Here is a 17,514-nt window from a genome sequence, read left to right on the forward strand (position 1 = left end):
CCTCACGTTAAAGTTAAACGATGCGCATCAGCTGTTCTTGACGTTCGTCAATCTCTTCAGCTGTTTTCATCAGTTTTACTTGTAATTCAAATTGGCGTTGGTGACTGATCATATCGACCATTTCATGCACAGGATTTACATTCGATTTTTCTAATGTGCCACCTAATACTTGTACATTGGCTGATGTTTCAACTATTTGGCCTGGTTTAGCTCTAAATAAGCCATCGTTGCCCTTCTCGAGCGTGGCGTTGTTTGCATCAACCACTTTTAGCCGATCAACTTCTTCTAAAAAGTTAGCCGGTGCACCTTGAGGGCGAACTTGAATAGTGCCATCTTTACTAAATTCAATTTTTTCAATCGGTACAGGTAATATGACTGGCCCACCTTCGCCAATAACTTGACGACCGTCGCTGGTAGTTAACATACCTTCAGCTGTTATATTTAACGAACCCACTTTTGTGTAGGCTTCATTACCAGAGGCGTCCTGAACACTGAGCCAGGCGTTATCGCTCATAGCGATATCAAGGCTGCGACCTGTTTCCACAATACCGCCCGATGTCATGTTTGATCCTGGGCGCTCTTGCATTGCAAAAACACGAGTCGGCAAACCTTCACCGAAAGCCTGCATTGATCGCGCTTGCGCAAAATCAGATTTAAACCCAGTGGTATTCGCATTTGCCAAATTATTGGCTTTAAGAGCAAGCCCCTGCATGCTTTGTTTAGCGCCAGATGCGGCTATGTAGACCATTTTATCCATAACATCGACTCATTAAGAAATCTATATATGGGTAAATGCAATATAAGTGCCAAATTAAATTTAATCCGATATTTGATTTAAAGGAAGGATATAAAAAAGGCTGCATGAAGCAGCCTTAAAAAATGATAAAACCTGATTATCGGATCTGTAAGATATTTTGTTGTAATGTTGAATTCACTTCAAGTGCACGAGAGTTTGCTTGGAAATTACGTTGTGCACTAATCAAATCAACAAGCTCATTGGTTAAATTAACATTAGATTGCTCAAGAGCCGTTGAGTTAATTGACCCCAAAGTCCCTGAATTAGGCTCACCTGCAATTGGCTCCCCTGACGTTAAGCTTTTCTTCCACGCGGTATCTCCAACCTGTTGCAGGCCTTGAGAGTTTGAAAAGCGCACCAGAGCTACTTGGCCTAAAAAGGTTGAGTCACCATTACTATATGACGCTACAACTTTACCATCTGCGCCAATTTCAATACCAGCTAAACGCCCAACTGTTGCACCATCTTGCTCAAGCGCTTTTACTTCAAAGTTACTCGCAAATTGTGTTGGCAATTTTTTATCAGTACCAGCTTCATCGCGCCAATTTAACTCAACGCCTGTATCTGGAAAAGAAGCACCATTTGTTAACAATGACGATAAACCAGTCGTTGCTGTTGCTGGTAATACAATTTCATCAAACGTTCTAGGGTCGATATTAGGTGCTCCATTTGTTGTACTTGGCACACCATTGGAATCAAAACCCATAGTAACTGTTGGTACATATGGAGCTGCAGCTTGTTCACCACCTGTTGCTGGATCAATAACCTTACTGTCTAGTGTTGTGTATACCTGCCACTCATTTGGATTAGTCACTGGGTCAGATTTTGCAAAAAAGTATTGCAAAACATGTGGTTCACCTAACGAATCATAAATCGTCGTAGAAGTAGACGAATTGTATGTTGTCCTATCTTCTGGGTCAAAAGCAACGCCAGGGGCATCTGCCGTCGAGTTCAAGTTGAATGATGAGTAAACATTTGTAGTTGATCTAGGCGAACCTGACGAATCAGGGATTTGTATTGCAGAGGAAGTACTTAAACTAACTGAAGTTGTATCACCTGTTGATGCGTCCACAGGGAACCCCTGTAAATAGTTACCCTTTGCATCAACAACAAAGTTATCTTTGTTGAGTTTAAACGCGCCTGCACGCGTATAAGTAAAGTCTTGCGCACCAAGATCATTTGACATCGCAAAATAACCTTCACCCGTAATCGCTAAATCCAATGAGTTCTGGGTGAACTTTAATGAACCTTGATGAAATTGCTGTGCAACCATAGTGGTTTGCACACCATCACCGTTTTTAGTTTTATTTGCGCTAAATACAGATGATGCATATACATCAGCAAACTCAGCCCGAGATTCTTTAAAACCCGTGGTATTTACGTTAGCAATGTTATTGGCGGTAACGTCTAAATCTTTTTGTGCGGCAGCAAGGCCTGTTAATGCAATATTGAAGCTCATAATTAACCTCTAACCTGAAATGTTTAGTCTATTGACTAAAAAATATATAAAATCTATTACGCGATTTCTGCGACATCAGTCAGCCTAACCGCACCTTCTCTGGTGTTAATAATAATGCCGCTTGAACCATTAATATTAACACTCTCAATATTTTTGAATGTAGCTAATGGGAGGCTTGAAAATTCCCCATTTGTACTACCTTCGGCCGCTACATTGTATTCACCAGGAGGTAGACGCTCACCGTCTTCATTGGTACCATCCCATGCAAAGCGGATAGCTCCTGCAGGCTGAGTGCCTAAATCTATAGTTTTAACCAATTGCCCTGATGCGTCTTCAATGCGAATCATTAAACTATCGACTGGCTTTTCAGCTACAACAGAACCTCTTGATTCACCCGACTCATTAAGCTCCAGGGTATCCGACTCCAACAAAGCTTGTTTGCCTACCAGTGTTGATGCTTGCAATGCCGAATTTGATGTCATCGACGCGGCTAAAGACTCAAAGTTAGAGTTTAAATTTGATATTCCTTCAGCCATGGTAAAGTTTGTCATTTGTGCAATCATCTGATCGTTATCAGCTGGTTTGCTGGGATCTTGATATGACAACTGCTGTGTTAACAACGAAAAGAAATCTTCTTGGGTTAACGCATCACTGTCTTCTTTTTGTGGCACTTGCTTATCTTGCCAACGTAAAGAGTCCATGTAGGATGAAGAAGTACTAATATCGTTACTCATGAGCTACCCTCAGTTACCGCTGACCTAACAGCAGTGTTTTACTTAACATTTGCTTAGCTGCATCAGCAACTTGAACATTTGTCTGATAAGAGCGAGACGCAGAAATCATATTTGCCATCTCCTCAACAACATTCACGTTGGGTTTATAAATGTAACCATTTTCATCCGCACTCGGGTGGTTTGGGTTATATTCAATTTGTAGTGGTTTATCACTCTCAACCACTCCTAACACTTTCACACCAACGGCAGAGCCCTGTGGGTTGCTTGCTGAAGCTGACGCTTTTGTTAGCTCCGCAGCAAATACAGGTTGTCGCGCTCGGTACGTTTCATTTTGTGAAGAGCTAATTGTATTGGCATTAGAGATATTACTTGCGGTGGTATTTAATCGCACGTTTTGCGCGCTCATACCCGAACCTGCAATATCAAACACATTATATAAACTCATAATTAGGCTCCTTGACTACCGAGGGCTTTTTTCAGGCCTTTAAATTTACCATTAAGAAACTGGACACTGGCCTGATACTCCATAGCATTCTGTGTATACAAGTTCCGTTCCACTTGTATATCAACAGAGTTACCATCACCTGTATCTGTTTGATTTGGCGTACGAAATAAATCATTACCACCTACACTACGGGTACCACCGGCAATGTGTTTTTCGTTGGTTCTTACCATCGTATTGCCGCTTAGTTGGTTAGACTTTGCCGTTTTTAATGCTGAGGCAAAGTCGATATCTTTTGCTTTATAGCCGGGCGTATCAGCATTTGCGATATTAGTAGCGAGCATTTCTGCTCTTTGCGAACGGATCAACATCGCATGCGGATGCACGCCTAATGCTTTATCAAAACTGATAGCCATAACTATCTCCAAAAAATTGACTTAGTACCAATAAAGCAATAAGTAAGCCAGCAATGAAAATAGTGACGATAAAAACAAAAAACGACGCTATAGCGCCGTTTTTAGGAGGGGGGGTGTAAACGGTAGTTATTTTTTTTGATAAATAATCCCGGGGTTACAACGCACCATATCAAATTCGGTACTCAAACCAGACATAGATTCCGACGCACCTAAAAATAAATACCCCTTAGGGTTAAGTGCTTGAGAAAATTGTGCAATTATTTTGGCTTTCACCTCAGGTGAAAAATAAATTAAAACATTACGGCAAAATATAATATCGAACTTACCCATCAAAGCGTACGAGTCGAGTAAATTTAAATGCCTAAAGCTCACTTGCTTTTTCAATGAGTCAACCACTTGTGCCATACCATTGCCACTATCTTTAAAAAACTTCTTACGACGCTCAGCAGATAGCCCGCGAGCCAGTGCCAATGCATCATATTCAGCGTGTTTACACATATCCAGCATGGTATTTGAGATGTCAGTACCCACTATTTGTGCACCCATTTTTAAAACACCAGGACTACTTGATTGAAACTCAGCAACCGACATAGCAATTGAATAAGGTTCTTGCCCTGAAGAGCTCGCAGCAGACCATATTTTTAATGGCCTATTTAACGCTTTAAATTCAGGGAATAATCTGGTTTTGAGCAACTCAAATGGGTATTGATCTCTAAACCACAATGTTTCGTTGGTTGTCATGGCATCAACAACAGCAGCGCGCAATTGACGCTCATGCACGCCAAGTGTTTTGCTAACCAGTTCAGATAACGATTCAACATTAAATCGAGACATTAATGGTGCCAAGCGACTTTTAACCAAATACTGCTTATTTTCACCTAAAACAATACCGCACTGTTGTTCTAAAAATAAGCGAAATTGATCGTATTCTGTTTGCTGCAAATCTTTATTAGTCAAATCAATAACACCTATGTTTATTAATCACAATGAACCCACTTATTAACGGCTGTAGCAAGCTCGTCTGGATTAAATTTTGCAATAAAATCGTCAGCCCCTACTTTTTCAATCATTGCTTGGTTGAACACACCACTTAACGATGTGTGTAAAATCACATGCAATGGTGCAAGTTTGGGATCTGCTTTAATTTCTGCAGTGAGCGTATAACCATCCATTTCTGGCATTTCTACATCTGAAATAAGTAACCCTACTCGCTCTGTAATATCGTTAACACAATCAAGCTCTGCAATTTCTTTTAGTCTTATTAAAGCTTCTTTACCATTTTTAGCAAGTTCAGTAGTTACACCTAAAGGTTCTAACGCTCGTTTAACCTGATTTCGTGCCACGGCCGAATCATCGGCAATAAATACAATTCTTTCGCCTAAGTCTTTTTGTATATTACCTTGCGAGGCAACATCATCACTCACGGTAGTATTGACAGGACAAATTTCGTTTAGGATCTTTTCTACGTCGAGTATTTCAACCAGCTCATTTTCAATTTCAGTCACGGCAGTTAAATAAGAATAGCGGCCCGCTCCTGATGGCGGTGGCATTATTTTTTCCCAGTTCATATTAACAATCCGCTCAACACCACCAACTAAAAAGCCCTGCACTGTACGGTTATATTCTGCAATAATAATAAAGCCATCTTCTATGCTTTTAATAGGACGACCACCTACAGCCATTGATAAGTCAATTACCGAGATTGTTTGGCCACGGATATGTGCTACACCACGAATGTAAGCGTTAGATTTTGGCATGCTGGTTAATGGCGGGCATTGAAGAACTTCTCTTACCTTAAACACATTAATGCCAAAGCGCTGACGTCCGTTAAGCTTAAATAACAATAACTCTAAGCGGTTTTGCCCAACCAACTGAGTACGTTGGTTTACTGAGTCTAAAATACCGGCCATTTAAATCTCCTAAGAAAACAAATATAAGGAACGATAATTGCTTTCAATTAATAAAGCGTCATAACACAACGGGGGCGTCTAAATTCTGACGCAAAATATTTATACCCTGTTTGCAACCATAAGCATAGTCGAAACATTATGAGTTTGTTAAAAAAAACCAGAAGATACAGTGTTTTTTATTTTCTTGCTAGCCTCTGCTTCACTTTGCCACTGAAGGCTCAAGTATTTAGTAAAGAATCACTACAGGAAATGGCTGTATCTTATGTTGCTCAAAAAGCAGTAACTACAAATGACAACAAAATACAGTTTAGCGCGTTACCGCTAGATACCCGCATACCCGATCGCCAGTGTAACTCTGAGCTAGAGCTAGTAACGCCAAGTGAGCCACCATTTAATCGTCAGGTCACCATTCAAATAAAATGTAACGATAGTGACAACTGGGCACAATACGTTCATGTCAGAATCACTGAATCAGCACCTGTTGTAGTTGCTACTACCAATTTAGCACGAGGTGAAGTGATTACTCCATCCCATTTAAGTATTGATATGCGCCCTGCGCACTTTATACGTGTTCAGTATCTTGATGATCCTGCGCAACTTATTGGTAGCCGCAGTAAACGTAATATTCGTGAAGGTATGCCTGTACTACTCAATCAAATTTGTATGGTTTGCAAAGGCGACTCTGTCAATATTTTTGCCAATATTAAAGGCTTAAGAGTAAAAACCACGGGTGTTGCATTAGAGGATGGAACCTTAGGTGAACAAGTACGAGTTGAAAACAAAAAAACAGGTAAAGTTTTAAATGCGCGAGTAGATGGTGTAGAGTCTGTGCAGGTAAATATTTAATGTAAATTTATGCTAAAGTATCTTTAGTAAATGCCGATATAAAGGCATCAGTTGGGTAATAAACGGGTTTTTATCATGGTCGGTCAAGTAAACAAATCAAATCAACAGCCTGGTGTTTTAACAAACACTCAACAGCAAAAAGTTGATTTAAAAAGAGATAATGCAAATACACAAGCTGCGCAAACGCCTTCACCTAAAGCTGCAAGCGATTCGGTGAGCTTAACACCGCAGGCCAAGCAATTAAAATCTTTACAAGAAAAAGCAGAGCAGTCTTCTGGTTTTGACAGCAACAAAGTTGCTGAACTTAAAAAAGCGATTACCGAAGGCAAGTATCAAATAGACAGTGAGAAACTTGCCAAAAATTTAGCAGACTTCGAGTTTAATGTTTATGGCTGATCACAATAGTTTAATTACGATTAAACTAAACGAACAAATAAATTGTTTAACAGCCTTGAGTGAGCTTCTTACTCAAGAACTTAATGCTATTGCCTCACGAAGAGGCGAAGGTTTGAAAGAAATTGCCCAACAGAAAATGTCTTTTTTAACCAGCATAAGCACCCTAGATAAAGAACTCAGTAAACTGATTGCCAGTAATGATCAGCAAACAGATGAAAACGCTGATTTAATAAAGCTAACCAGAACTAAGCTTGAGCAATGTCAAAAACAAAATGAAGTTAATGCTCATGCAGCGCACCAGGCACAGTTAAGTGTAAAGCAGCTAAAAAGTATTTTAATTGGTGCACCTTCATCAATGACCTACGACCAAGCTGGTAGCGTTGTAAATACCGATAACAGTATTGTGCGTAACCTAAAAGCCTAAAAAAATACCCATAAAAAAACGCCTAAACGATTATTCGTTTAGGCGTTTTTTTATGAGTAATAATTTGTCGGTTAGTAATAAGTGACTTTTTTCACTTCCCGTGGCTTTATCTCACCGATGTATAAGTCGTGCACGCGTTTCATATTAAGCTCAAGCTCGGTTATATACATATCATTAACGGCATAGGTTTTTATAATTTGTGCGCCTTTAATAATACCTTGTACTTTGCTTTGTAAATAATCATCTTGGGCAACCGAGCCTGCGACCGTTGTACCTGCGGTAATTTTTTGCCCGTATACTTGTTCGGTTAGTTCACGATAAGCCTCGAGCTTTGAGGCCTTAATCGCCATAAGCTGTTTTTGAGTGTCATTACTTCCCGACTGCAAACTAATGGGCGCGTACCCTATTGCTTTTAATACAGGGTAATTATTTGGCTCAACATATTTATATTCAACGTGCTTATCAAATATATTGCTACAACCGCTTAACGTTAAGCAGCCTAATGTGATCATTAATGGCATTACTCGCATCATACAGGGCCTTTAAAAACTAATTAAACTCAGTTATGCACGTTTAATGCCAGTGATACCTATATTCTGTAACAACAAATAATAGTGGTACATTACTTGCTGAGACTCATTAACGCTAACGTTTAATTGGAGTAAGAGTATGAAGTCGTTTTTAAAAGCAGTATTGGCAGGATTAAGCACCACTGCTGTATTAACGTTTTCACCTTTTACCCACGCTCAGTGGTATGAGTCTACAGGCCATGCGGTTATTCAAAATAGCGACATTCCCGGTGCAAAGGCCGCTGCAATAAAAGATGCGATTACCCAAGCCCTTGTATTCTCTGGTGCGCGGGTGAGCTCGGTGCAAACACTTGTTGATGGTGTTTTAACCCAAGATCAGCTAAAAATAAGTAGCCAAGGCGAAATTCAAAAAATAGAGCTCGTTAGCGAAAACCGCAGCAATGATGAATTTGCGATTACCTTACGCTTAGATATCTTTGCGCAAACCGAGCAATGCCCGCAAAGCAACTTCAATAAATTTATAGCTGTGACGCAAAGTCAATTAACAAATCGCGAACACGCTAGAATGGGTCAAATATTTGACATTAATAAAGCAGTAAGCAAAAACATCTACACGTCACTGCAAAAATCAAAAATGAGTGCTATACCGGTTGCCTATTTCAATAAAGCGATAAAAGTCGATACCTATTTTAATCAACAGCATGACTATTCAAACAGTCAGTTAGAAGAAATTTCATCACGCAGCAACGCGCAATATGTGCTGTTAAGTCAAATAACCAGTTTATCTACCAGCGATAAACTCAATAGCGACTATGCGTTTTGGCAAGATGAAAGCTATCAGCGCCACTACCAAATAGAGTTTAGCTTATTTAATGGCACCACTTACGAGCCGTTATGGCAAAATAGCTATCAAAGCCAAGCTATCTGGCCATTTGAAAAAACAGCTATTATTGATGTAAACAGTAATCGTTTTTGGCAGTCACCTTTTGGTCAAAGTATTAGTGAGATAAACCAAACCCTAAGTTACGATTTGCAAGCAGCCATGGCGTGCCTACCCACCCAAGGCAAAATTTTGCACATGGAAAATAATAAACTCGTCATTAACTTAGGAAAGGCACATGGCTTAGAAAAAGGCCAACAACTGAGTATTGCTCATCATAATTATTTAACAGACGCGCAAGGCAACACCATGCCGCATACTATAACTACTTTGAACCGTATTCGTGTAGAGCAGCTATATCAGCACAGCGCCATTGCCGTTAGTATTAATGATCAGCCTTTACCGGGCGTACAAATTAACGATATTGTGGAAGTTGCAACGCCCTAAAGTACTTGGGTTAGCTTAACTTTTAAATTTTTGTGGGCGCTTAACCAATCTGCTAACTGCTCAACCCCAGATAAATGCGGGTAGTGCTTTCGACAGGCCAATACAATATTACGTTGCTGATTAGGAAAAATAGGCAAATAATGAATTCCCTCTCGGGGGATTGCAGCAAGTTTTGGCACAAACGTAACCCCATCGTCCATCGCCACCAGCGCTAATAAGGTTTCTAAGCTGTTGCCTTGGTACTGGCTAGAAACATCCACTCCTGCCGAAAAACAAAACTGCTGGGCTTGATCTTTAAAGCAATGGCCATCACTTAACATTAATAGGTTACTACCTTGAAGATCTTGCAGTGCTACCTTTTTATTTACAGCTAAAGCGTTATCAGCAGATACCGCAACTAAAAAGTCTTCTTTATATACATTAATAGTATGGTAATTTTTTAGCTCAGGTACATCCGCTAAAATTGCAAAATCCACCTCGCCACTGTCTAGCGCAGCTAAAATGGTAGAAGTTTGCATTTCAATAAACGAAAACTGACTTTGAGTAAATGCCGCTTTCATTGATGTAAGCAGTGTAGGTAGTAAATACGGGGCAATAGTAGGAATAATACCAATACTCAGCTTGCCCTGTAACGGTTGGTTAGAAGTAGCAGCCAGTTCTTTTAATATTTGAGTTTGTTCTAATATAAGAGTGATTTGTGTCAACAAACGTTCACCTTGGGTTGTTAAGGTAACGTGCTTAGTTGAACGGTCAAATAAGATAACCCCTAATTCTTGTTCTAGCTTTTTAATTTGCCCACTCAAGGTGGGCTGGCTTACAAAGCAGGCATCAGCCGCTTTGCGAAAATGTTTAAAATGCGCAACGGCTTTTACATATTCTAAATCTTTTAAGTTCATATTCACACTCAACCTGATAGCTTATACCTATCAGTTTAATACAAACAAACGATTGGAACTATATTTAATTGTTCGCCATAATGGCTATTAACAAATCAAGAGGAACTAAAAACATGTTAAACAATATTGAAGGTCAAACAATCCCTAACGTTACATTTGCAACGCGTCAAAACGACGAATGGAAATCAGTAACTACTGATGACATTTTTAAAGGCAAAACAGTCGTTGTGTTTTCACTACCTGGTGCATTTACACCAACGTGTTCATCAACTCACCTACCACGCTACAACGAGTTAGCTGGTGTACTTAAGCAAAATGGCGTTGACGACATTGTTTGTGTATCTGTAAACGACACCTTTGTAATGAACGCATGGGCTGAGCATCAAGAAGCGCAAAACATTACTTTACTACCAGATGGTAACGGCGAATTTACTGACGGCATGGGTATGCTAGTTGATAAAAACGATTTAGGTTTTGGCAAGCGCAGCTGGAGATACTCTATGCTAGTTAAAGATGGCGTAGTAGAGAAGATGTTCATCGAGCCAGATTTACCAGGCGACCCGTTTGAAGTATCTGACGCTGACACTATGCTTGATTACATCAACCCAACTCAAGTAAAACCAGAAGCGGTTACTCTATTTACTAAGCCTGGCTGTCCTTTCTGTAAAAAAGCAAAAGAGCTACTTACAGCTAAAGGCTTTGCTTTTGAAGAAATCGTAATGGGTGCTGGCGCATCACTTACCAGCCTTAAAGCGGTATCGGGCCGTGAAACCGTACCACAAGTATTTATTGGTGGTAAGCACATTGGTGGCTCAGACGATTTAGAAAAATACTTTGCTTAATTAAGTAAATAAAACAGGGGCTGCAACGCCCCTGTTTATTAAAGGAAAAACACTATGAAAGAATTGCAAACCGACGTTGTTGTTATAGGTGCAGGTACCGCTGGTTTAAGTGCCTACCGTAATGCTAAACAGTTTACTCAAAACGTACTTATGATTGAATCAGGCCCATACGGTACAACCTGCGCACGTGTTGGTTGCATGCCAAGTAAATTATTGATTGCTGCAGCAGAAGCCGCGCACTCAATAGAAATGGCACCTGCCTTTGGAGTTCACAGCTCAAAACCGGTTATTGACGGTAAAGCCGTCATGGCACGAGTTAAAAGTGAGCGCGATCGCTTTGCAGGATTCGTAGTAGAAGCAGTTGATGAAATACCTAGCGAAGATAAAATTCGTGGCTATGCACAGTTTTTAGACGCCAACCGCGTGCAAATAGATGAGCACACCATTATCACTGCTAAACGCTTTGTAATAGCAACAGGTTCACGCCCATCTTACCCTGGCGTATTTAATAACTTTGGCGACCGACTGATTATTAATGACGATGTATTCGACTGGGATGATTTACCAGAATCAGTAGCCGTATTTGGCCCAGGCGTTATAGGCCTTGAAATTGGCCAAGCGTTGCATAGATTAGGGGTAAAGGTAAAACTCTTTGGTGTAGGTGGTGCCATAGGCCCATTAACCGACCCAGTAGTTAAAGATTACGCTAATACCGTATTCGCAGAAGAATTTTATGTTGATACCGACTCAAACGTTTCAGATATGAAACAAGTAGGTAATAAAGCAGAGCTAACCTATACCGACAAACAAGGTGTTAAACACACCGAGCAGTTTGACTATGTTCTGGCTGCAACCGGGCGAGTACCTAACACCGATAAACTAGGGTTAGAAAACACCGGCATAGAGCTTGATGAACGTGGCGTACCACTCGCTGATGCCCACACTATGCAATGTGGCAACTCCCACATATTTATTGCTGGCGATGCTAGTAACATGATCCCTTTGCTTCACGAAGCATCCGATCAAGGAACAATCGCAGGGCAAAACGCAGGCCGCTACCCTCATGTACGTGCGGGTTTACGCCGCGCTAAAATTGCCGCTGTGTTTAGCGACCCACAAATAGCCATGGTTGGTGAAAGCTTTAAAGAAATTAGCCAACGATTAGGCAGCTGTGAGTGCTTTGAAATAGGCGAAGTCAGCTTTGAAAACCAAGGCCGTAGCCGCGTTATGCTAAAAAACAAAGGCCACATGCGTGTGTATGCCGAGCACGGCACCGGCTTATTTTTAGGTGCTGAATTTATTGGCCCTCAAGCAGAGCACATTGCTCATTTATTAGCATGGGCTGTACAAAACAAAATGACTGTACCACAAATGCTTGATATGCCTTTTTATCACCCTGTTATTGAAGAAGGCCTACGCACTGCACTACGTGATTTAAACGCTAAATTAAAATTTGGCCCAGACATTATTAACCATTGTATGGAATGTGGCCCAGGCGCATAACACATCACTAATACACACTTGCTACTCAAAGCCAAAACCATTGTTTTGGCTTTTTTTATGTTAAAAACTGGTATATGAAATGGAGTTTAAACTGCTACACTCAGATTAATAAACAAACAAAAATGGACCGAAAATGAGCAATAATAAATATAGACTTGTCACTCGAAGCGATTTTGACGGCCTAGTGTGTGCCGTATTACTTAAAGATTTAGATTTAATCGACGATATTTTATTTGTGCATCCAAAAGACATGCAAGACGGTAAAATAGCCATTACCAGCAACGACATTACCACTAACCTCCCCTATGTTGCCGGTTGTCATATTGCATTTGATCACCACTTGAGTGAAACCGTTCGTAACGAAAGCGATATTAAAAACCACATTATTGACCCAGATGCGCCCTCTGCAGCACGCGTTGTATACGACTATTATGGCGGTGCAGAGAAATTCCCTAATATTTCAACTGACATGATGGAAGCGGTCGATAAAGGGGATTCGGCACAATTTACAAAAGACGAAATTTTAAACCCAACAGACTGGGTACTGATGAACTTTATTATGGATGCGCGCACAGGACTTGGCCGTTTTCGTGAATTCAAAATTTCTAATTACCAGTTAATGATGAAGTTAATTGACGCCTGTAAAGATCACAGCATAGAACAAATACTAGCAATGGAAGATGTTGCCGAGCGCGTTGCTTTATACCATGAACATAACACACAGGCTAAAGAGCAAATAGACCGCTGCTCATCAGTACACGACAACTTAGTGGTCCTTAATTTAACCGAAGAAGAGACCATATTCGCCACTAATCGCTTTGTTATTTATGCCATGTTCCCCGAGTGTAATATCTCAATTCATAAAATGTGGGGGCTTAAAAAGCAAAACGTGGTGTACGCCATTGGTAAATCAATCACCAACCGCAGCTCCAACACTAATGTTGGCGAGTTATGCCTTAAGTACGGTGGCGGCGGCCATTTAAATGCCGGTACTTGCCAAGTAGAAACTGACAAAGCTGAGCAGGTATTGAGCGAGCTGATTGCTACGATCACTAGTGATGGCTGAGTTATAGCCTCGGGGTTCGGGGTTCGGGGTTCGGGGTTCGGGGTTCGGGGTTCGGGGTTCGGGGTTCGGGGTTCGACAAAGTACTTTATAAAGCGGGTTAATTGATAGCTCGCTTTTTTATTATGCAGAATTTAATGGAGGGCTTCTTTGAGCGATAACCGGACATTGAGGTGAGTTGTCATTTACTTAGTAAGAAAGAAGAAAACTTTCCTCTTTTTTATACGCTCAGATAAGCTAAAATAATAATAGAAGCTCATGAGATATGGACGTTTTCGCGCTAGAATAGGGAAAATGTCCTCTGATAAAGTCGTTATATGAATAGGAGCTTTCAATGGACGAGGTAGTCAAAAATCGCTTCGAAGAATATCCCGAAAAAGTTCGGCTACGACTTGAGGAGTTACGAACTTTAATCCTCAAGCTTGCATCCGATTTGGAGCTAGGTGAAGTCGAAGAGTCACTGAAATGGGGTGAGCATAGTTATAGTGTAAAAACAGGCAGCCCAATTAGAACTGATTGGAAGTTGAAATCGCCAAACCAATACTACTTGTTCTTCAACTGCCAAACTAAGTTAATCGATACATTTAGAGAGCTGCACAATGACACACTCGAATTTCAAGGTAATAGAGCAATCGTATTAAGTTTATCGAGTTCGTTGCCTGAGGCGGAAATCAAGAACTGCTTAGAGCTAGCTTTAACCTATCAGCAGCGAAAGCATTTGCCACTTTTAGGCGCGTAATAGGTAATCACATATAAGGTACTAAACCCGCACCTTTCGGTCACTACCCGTTAGCTTAGCGTTACTAATGTCCGCAATTAGCACTCAGCCGATAGTCGGTATAGAGTGGTTTAACTTACAGTGTAAGGCAGTTGTCTCTGGTAAATTTATCATTTTTGTCGGATGGCGTGGCTCCGCCACTTATCCGACCTACGTCAAAATGTAGGTTGGTTAAGCCGAAGGCGCCACCCAACAAGCTTTCAAATTCACTTTTTATCCGAACGGCACAAAGCTGACATTGCTACAAATATACTACATAGAGTTGATATAGAAACAAAGAAAGAACATAACTCATTGATTTTATTGGTAGCCCCTGCAGGAATCGAACCTGCAACTGCCCCTTAGGAGGGGGCCGTTATATCCATTTAACTAAGAGGCCACGTTGGGTGCTAAGTACCAAGTGTTTGGAAATTATAACGGCATCTGGTTTTTTATATCAAGTATCAAATTAAGTTAATTGCTTGATAAATATATATCTTCTTTATTTAGTACGTAAAGCGGTATAAATGTTCGGCTGCTGGCGGCAAGGCGCTTATTCTCAATATTTATTACGCGAGCGTTAATAACAACCCCATCTGCACGGTAAATTAATGTACCCGATAAAACATGGCTGGCTATATTCGTACCTGCAAGCTTGCGAGTGTTGCGGGTGAATGCAAAGTCGCCTTGATCATTAACGGTAATTAAATTGGCTGTTTTAAAATCAACCGCGCTATAACCAAATTTTTGCAGCTGATGTATAAAGGTTTCTGATAACTGATTACCTAACTGGCTTGCTGTAGTTAAACTTGCGTCTAAATCAACGAACGACGTGACTGCAATCGCAGCATCTTGCGGGGCTACTTGCATGGTGTCGGTTAAATCAAGTGCCATTTGCTCTACGTAGTTAACTAAGCTTTTATGATGCTTGTTTGGGTTAAACTGCGTTGTATCGGCGTATTGTTCTTGCTCGTCATTTTGCTGCATTTGCGCCATGATCTGGTTAAAATCAAGATTGCTTACCACTGTTTGCTCTGGCTCAGATTTGGCGGGTTCAGCCATGTTAGATCCACCAAGTAAATTACAGCCTGAAAGTATTAGTGATAATGCACTTATGCTAATTAAAGCTGAGCGCTTAGCTAAGTTAGCCATGATAAACCTCACTTACTCGCTTGTTTAAGCATAATGCCATCAGCACTGTTACTGCTATTTAGCGCATCAATAACTGATTGTGGAATAAAACCCTGTGCAGAGCCTACAACCGCTTTACTCGCTAAACCAACAATACGTGCGTTTACTAATATGCCGCCTTGGTGGTTTACTAGCGTGCCGGCTAATACGTAACTAAAGTTTTGTTCTTGGTTAAGCTCTAAGTAGTCGCGACTAAAAACAAAATCGCCGCCAGGCGTTACGCGCATATAATCGGTGGTTTTAAAATCAATGACCGGCACACCAAAATTATGCAGCTCATGCATAAAGCTCTCTGCGATTTGGTTACCCACTAAGTCAGCATTATTGTAGTCACGGTCTAAAAAAACAAAGCTTGATACTGCCAATGGCGTTTTAGTATTTACGTACTGTAAGTTTTCAGCCATGTCTTGCATTATGCCACGCACATAGTGATTAATATTTTTACGGGTTGGCGTATTTACTTGTTTGTTTTTATTCATCACTGCAGCTTTATTTTGATAAAGCGAATCAGTATTTGTTGGTGCAGCTACAGGGCGTTGCTCAAAAAACATAGGCGCATCGTCGGTAATTTGCGTGTCACTATGGTTTGTCATTTGTGAACAACCAAAGCCCAGTGGCAAACATAAAGTTAATAGTAGGCGTTTCATGTGTGCTCCTAATTAATATTCACTGCGGTAAATATAGTCACCGCGCTGCTGTATTTTTTCATTACTCCACATCACATTGATGGGAATTTCAGTACTTGCGGCAGATACAATCTGATTAGTTTGCATATTTACCATGCGAGCATTAACAATATAAGCATGTTCTTGACGGGTTAAAGTGCCGGTGATCACAAAGTCAATAATCTGACGCTGCTTTAAGTTACTCGTACTGCGGCTTAACACTGAATCAGCGCTCGCTGATAAGTTAAGCTGGTTTTCAAGCCGGTATTCAACTGTGTTGTACCCTAACTGAGTAAATTGGGTTATTAAGCTTTCTTGAACTTGCTGACTAAGCCCTGCTCCCTGCCCTTGAGCAATTTGTGAATCCAAAGCATTGGCTAAATAAAAGCTGCTGACCGCGATTGAAGCGGTGCTTTTAAAAGGCTCTTTGATATGGCTAAGCTGGGCACTCAAGCTATTTACGTACTGATTGAGCGTATAGGGTGCCATGACCGCTTTAGGCGCATCAGTGCTTATACTTGGCTTTGGCTGGGGTGTTAAGCTACAGCCCGCTAAATTTAATAATAGTAAGGGTAACAAAAGGCGCATAGTTGCCATCCTCTAAAAACATAATAGTTACAAAGCAATTATTATGCCTAATACCCTAGATGCATATTTATTTTAATGGCTGTTGGGTGTAATGGCTCACAATGCAGTTGATTTGGCGCTGTTTAAGTCTATCGCAATCAGCAGCCGCATTCGCTTGATTTTGATAAGCTCCAAGCTTTAAACGGTAGTAAGTCATGCCACTCACGTTAATAGTTTCTACATTCGCCACGAATTCGCCCTGAAATAACGAAGATGCGCTGGCTTTTATTTGATTTAAACTTTGGCTAAGTCGCTCTTTGTCGGTAACGGCTGCAACTTGTAAGGCAAATAAGGCTTTAACGGCTTGTTTTTCATCAGCTGTATTCGCTGCTACTTTAGCTTTTTGTGCAACTTTTGTGGGTGCTACCGTCTCAGCCGAAGCTTTAGCTGTTGGTACAACAGGCGTATTTGTTGATGCAGAACCTTGTTTTGCTACCGCATTTAATTGGCTTATTAATAGCTTTAAGTCTTGTTCAATCACTAATAAACGTTCAACACCTGCTTTGGCTGATTGCCACTGCTGAGACGATGCTTTTAGCTGCGCCAACTCTTCCTCAGAAAGATTGGCACTCGCTTGCATTGGCTGAGGAGATTCTGCAGTTTTGGTGGTGCTGCATCCTGATATAAAAAGAGCAGCAATACAGGCAATTAGTATTGAGTAGCGTTTATATAAATTAGCATGTTGCATGG

General features: G+C 40.8%; 21 protein-coding genes and 1 tRNA gene. 8 read left to right on the forward strand and 14 right to left on the reverse strand.

The window, feature by feature from the left end; translation table 11 throughout:
* Nucleotides 1–13 precede the first annotated feature (13 nt).
* The 7 genes from ACNSN3_RS10710 to ACNSN3_RS10740 form a co-directional block, all read right to left on the reverse strand.
* On the reverse strand, nt 14–757 hold the full coding sequence (locus ACNSN3_RS10710; RefSeq protein ID WP_010387878.1) for a flagellar basal body rod protein FlgF: 744 nt from the start codon (nt 755–757) through the stop codon (nt 14–16).
* Between the two features lie 136 nt (nt 758–893).
* A complete protein-coding gene (gene flgE, locus ACNSN3_RS10715; RefSeq protein ID WP_054201735.1) occupies nt 894–2,255 on the reverse strand; it encodes a flagellar hook protein FlgE in 1,362 nt (453 codons plus the stop codon).
* Nucleotides 2,256–2,311: 56 nt separating this feature from the next.
* Nucleotides 2,312–2,989: a flagellar hook assembly protein FlgD gene (locus ACNSN3_RS10720; protein ID WP_054201736.1), complete on the reverse strand. Its 678-nt coding sequence runs from the start codon at nt 2,987–2,989 to the stop codon at nt 2,312–2,314.
* Between the two features lie 13 nt (nt 2,990–3,002).
* Nucleotides 3,003–3,434, reverse strand: coding sequence for a flagellar basal body rod protein FlgC (gene flgC / locus ACNSN3_RS10725; protein WP_008113068.1), 432 nt, complete (start codon nt 3,432–3,434; stop codon nt 3,003–3,005).
* Nucleotides 3,435–3,436: 2 nt separating this feature from the next.
* Nucleotides 3,437–3,847, reverse strand: coding sequence for a flagellar basal body rod protein FlgB (gene flgB, locus ACNSN3_RS10730; RefSeq protein ID WP_418607303.1), 411 nt, complete (start codon nt 3,845–3,847; stop codon nt 3,437–3,439).
* Between the two features lie 126 nt (nt 3,848–3,973).
* Nucleotides 3,974–4,804 carry a CheR family methyltransferase gene (locus ACNSN3_RS10735; RefSeq protein WP_054201737.1) on the reverse strand — a complete coding sequence of 277 codons (831 nt, stop codon included), beginning with the start codon at nt 4,802–4,804 and terminating at the stop codon, nt 3,974–3,976.
* 20 nt (nt 4,805–4,824) lie between these two features.
* Nucleotides 4,825–5,757 carry a chemotaxis protein gene (locus ACNSN3_RS10740; RefSeq protein ID WP_010387865.1) on the reverse strand — a complete coding sequence of 311 codons (933 nt, stop codon included), beginning with the start codon at nt 5,755–5,757 and terminating at the stop codon, nt 4,825–4,827.
* A 138-nt stretch (nt 5,758–5,895) separates the two neighbouring features.
* On the opposite strand from ACNSN3_RS10740, the gene flgA reads away from it, so the two are divergent.
* The 3 genes from flgA to flgN all read left to right on the forward strand — a co-directional run bounded on the left by flgA (nt 5,896) and on the right by flgN (nt 7,423).
* Complete coding sequence (gene flgA / locus ACNSN3_RS10745; protein WP_075169689.1) at nt 5,896–6,603, forward strand: flagellar basal body P-ring formation chaperone FlgA; 708 nt, start codon at nt 5,896–5,898, stop codon at nt 6,601–6,603.
* Nucleotides 6,604–6,678: 75 nt separating this feature from the next.
* Entirely contained in the window at nt 6,679–6,999 is a 321-nt protein-coding gene (gene flgM / locus ACNSN3_RS10750; RefSeq protein WP_010387860.1) for a flagellar biosynthesis anti-sigma factor FlgM, read from the forward strand.
* Nucleotides 6,992–7,423 carry a flagellar export chaperone FlgN gene (flgN, locus tag ACNSN3_RS10755; RefSeq protein WP_054201957.1) on the forward strand — a complete coding sequence of 144 codons (432 nt, stop codon included), beginning with the start codon at nt 6,992–6,994 and terminating at the stop codon, nt 7,421–7,423. The genes flgM and flgN overlap by 8 nt, the downstream gene beginning before the upstream one ends.
* Before the next feature lie 71 nt (nt 7,424–7,494).
* On the opposite strand, the gene ACNSN3_RS10760 is transcribed toward flgN, so the two are convergent.
* The gene (locus tag ACNSN3_RS10760) at nt 7,495–7,953 is read right to left on the reverse strand and encodes an LPP20 family lipoprotein (RefSeq protein ID WP_010387855.1); all 459 of its coding nucleotides are present in this window, start codon (nt 7,951–7,953) and stop codon (nt 7,495–7,497) included.
* Between the two features lie 139 nt (nt 7,954–8,092).
* Between ACNSN3_RS10760 and ACNSN3_RS10765 the strand changes: the two genes are divergently transcribed.
* Nucleotides 8,093–9,280, forward strand: coding sequence for a flagellar assembly protein T N-terminal domain-containing protein (locus ACNSN3_RS10765; protein WP_138570051.1), 1,188 nt, complete (start codon nt 8,093–8,095; stop codon nt 9,278–9,280).
* On the opposite strand, the gene ACNSN3_RS10770 is transcribed toward ACNSN3_RS10765, so the two are convergent.
* A complete protein-coding gene (locus ACNSN3_RS10770) occupies nt 9,277–10,176 on the reverse strand; it encodes a LysR substrate-binding domain-containing protein (RefSeq protein ID WP_418607305.1) in 900 nt (299 codons plus the stop codon). The two genes, ACNSN3_RS10765 and ACNSN3_RS10770, sit on opposite strands and share 4 nt — an antisense overlap.
* 113 nt (nt 10,177–10,289) lie before the next feature.
* On the opposite strand from ACNSN3_RS10770, the gene ACNSN3_RS10775 reads away from it, so the two are divergent.
* From ACNSN3_RS10775 to ACNSN3_RS10790, 4 genes are all read left to right on the forward strand, one after another.
* Entirely contained in the window at nt 10,290–11,018 is a 729-nt protein-coding gene (locus ACNSN3_RS10775; RefSeq protein WP_008466566.1) for a glutathione peroxidase, read from the forward strand.
* A gap of 54 nt (nt 11,019–11,072) precedes the next feature.
* On the forward strand, nt 11,073–12,521 hold the full coding sequence (locus ACNSN3_RS10780) for a dihydrolipoyl dehydrogenase (RefSeq protein WP_010387847.1): 1,449 nt from the start codon (nt 11,073–11,075) through the stop codon (nt 12,519–12,521).
* A gap of 133 nt (nt 12,522–12,654) precedes the next feature.
* Nucleotides 12,655–13,587, forward strand: a complete 933-nt coding sequence (locus tag ACNSN3_RS10785; protein WP_418607306.1) for an exopolyphosphatase — start codon at nt 12,655–12,657, stop codon at nt 13,585–13,587.
* Nucleotides 13,588–13,918: 331 nt separating this feature from the next.
* On the forward strand, nt 13,919–14,323 hold the full coding sequence (locus tag ACNSN3_RS10790) for a DUF1801 domain-containing protein (RefSeq protein WP_138596076.1): 405 nt from the start codon (nt 13,919–13,921) through the stop codon (nt 14,321–14,323).
* 343 nt (nt 14,324–14,666) lie between these two features.
* On the opposite strand, the gene ACNSN3_RS10795 is transcribed toward ACNSN3_RS10790, so the two are convergent.
* The 5 genes from ACNSN3_RS10795 to ACNSN3_RS10815 all read right to left on the reverse strand — a co-directional run bounded on the left by ACNSN3_RS10795 (nt 14,667) and on the right by ACNSN3_RS10815 (nt 17,512).
* Nucleotides 14,667–14,741 (reverse strand) — tRNA-Arg (locus ACNSN3_RS10795).
* 74 nt (nt 14,742–14,815) lie between these two features.
* Nucleotides 14,816–15,403: a FlgO family outer membrane protein gene (locus ACNSN3_RS10800; RefSeq protein WP_418607307.1), complete on the reverse strand. Its 588-nt coding sequence runs from the start codon at nt 15,401–15,403 to the stop codon at nt 14,816–14,818.
* A gap of 98 nt (nt 15,404–15,501) precedes the next feature.
* Nucleotides 15,502–16,179, reverse strand: a complete 678-nt coding sequence (locus ACNSN3_RS10805; RefSeq protein ID WP_008466541.1) for a FlgO family outer membrane protein — start codon at nt 16,177–16,179, stop codon at nt 15,502–15,504.
* Nucleotides 16,180–16,191: 12 nt separating this feature from the next.
* Nucleotides 16,192–16,785: a FlgO family outer membrane protein gene (locus ACNSN3_RS10810; protein WP_054201743.1), complete on the reverse strand. Its 594-nt coding sequence runs from the start codon at nt 16,783–16,785 to the stop codon at nt 16,192–16,194.
* Nucleotides 16,786–16,852: 67 nt separating this feature from the next.
* Nucleotides 16,853–17,512, reverse strand: coding sequence for an SPOR domain-containing protein (locus tag ACNSN3_RS10815; RefSeq protein WP_054201744.1), 660 nt, complete (start codon nt 17,510–17,512; stop codon nt 16,853–16,855).
* Nucleotides 17,513–17,514 lie beyond the last annotated feature (2 nt).

This window comes from Pseudoalteromonas sp. US3C1004 (assembly GCF_048401065.1).
In the GTDB taxonomy this organism is placed as follows: Bacteria; Pseudomonadota; Gammaproteobacteria; order Enterobacterales; family Alteromonadaceae; genus Pseudoalteromonas; species Pseudoalteromonas undina.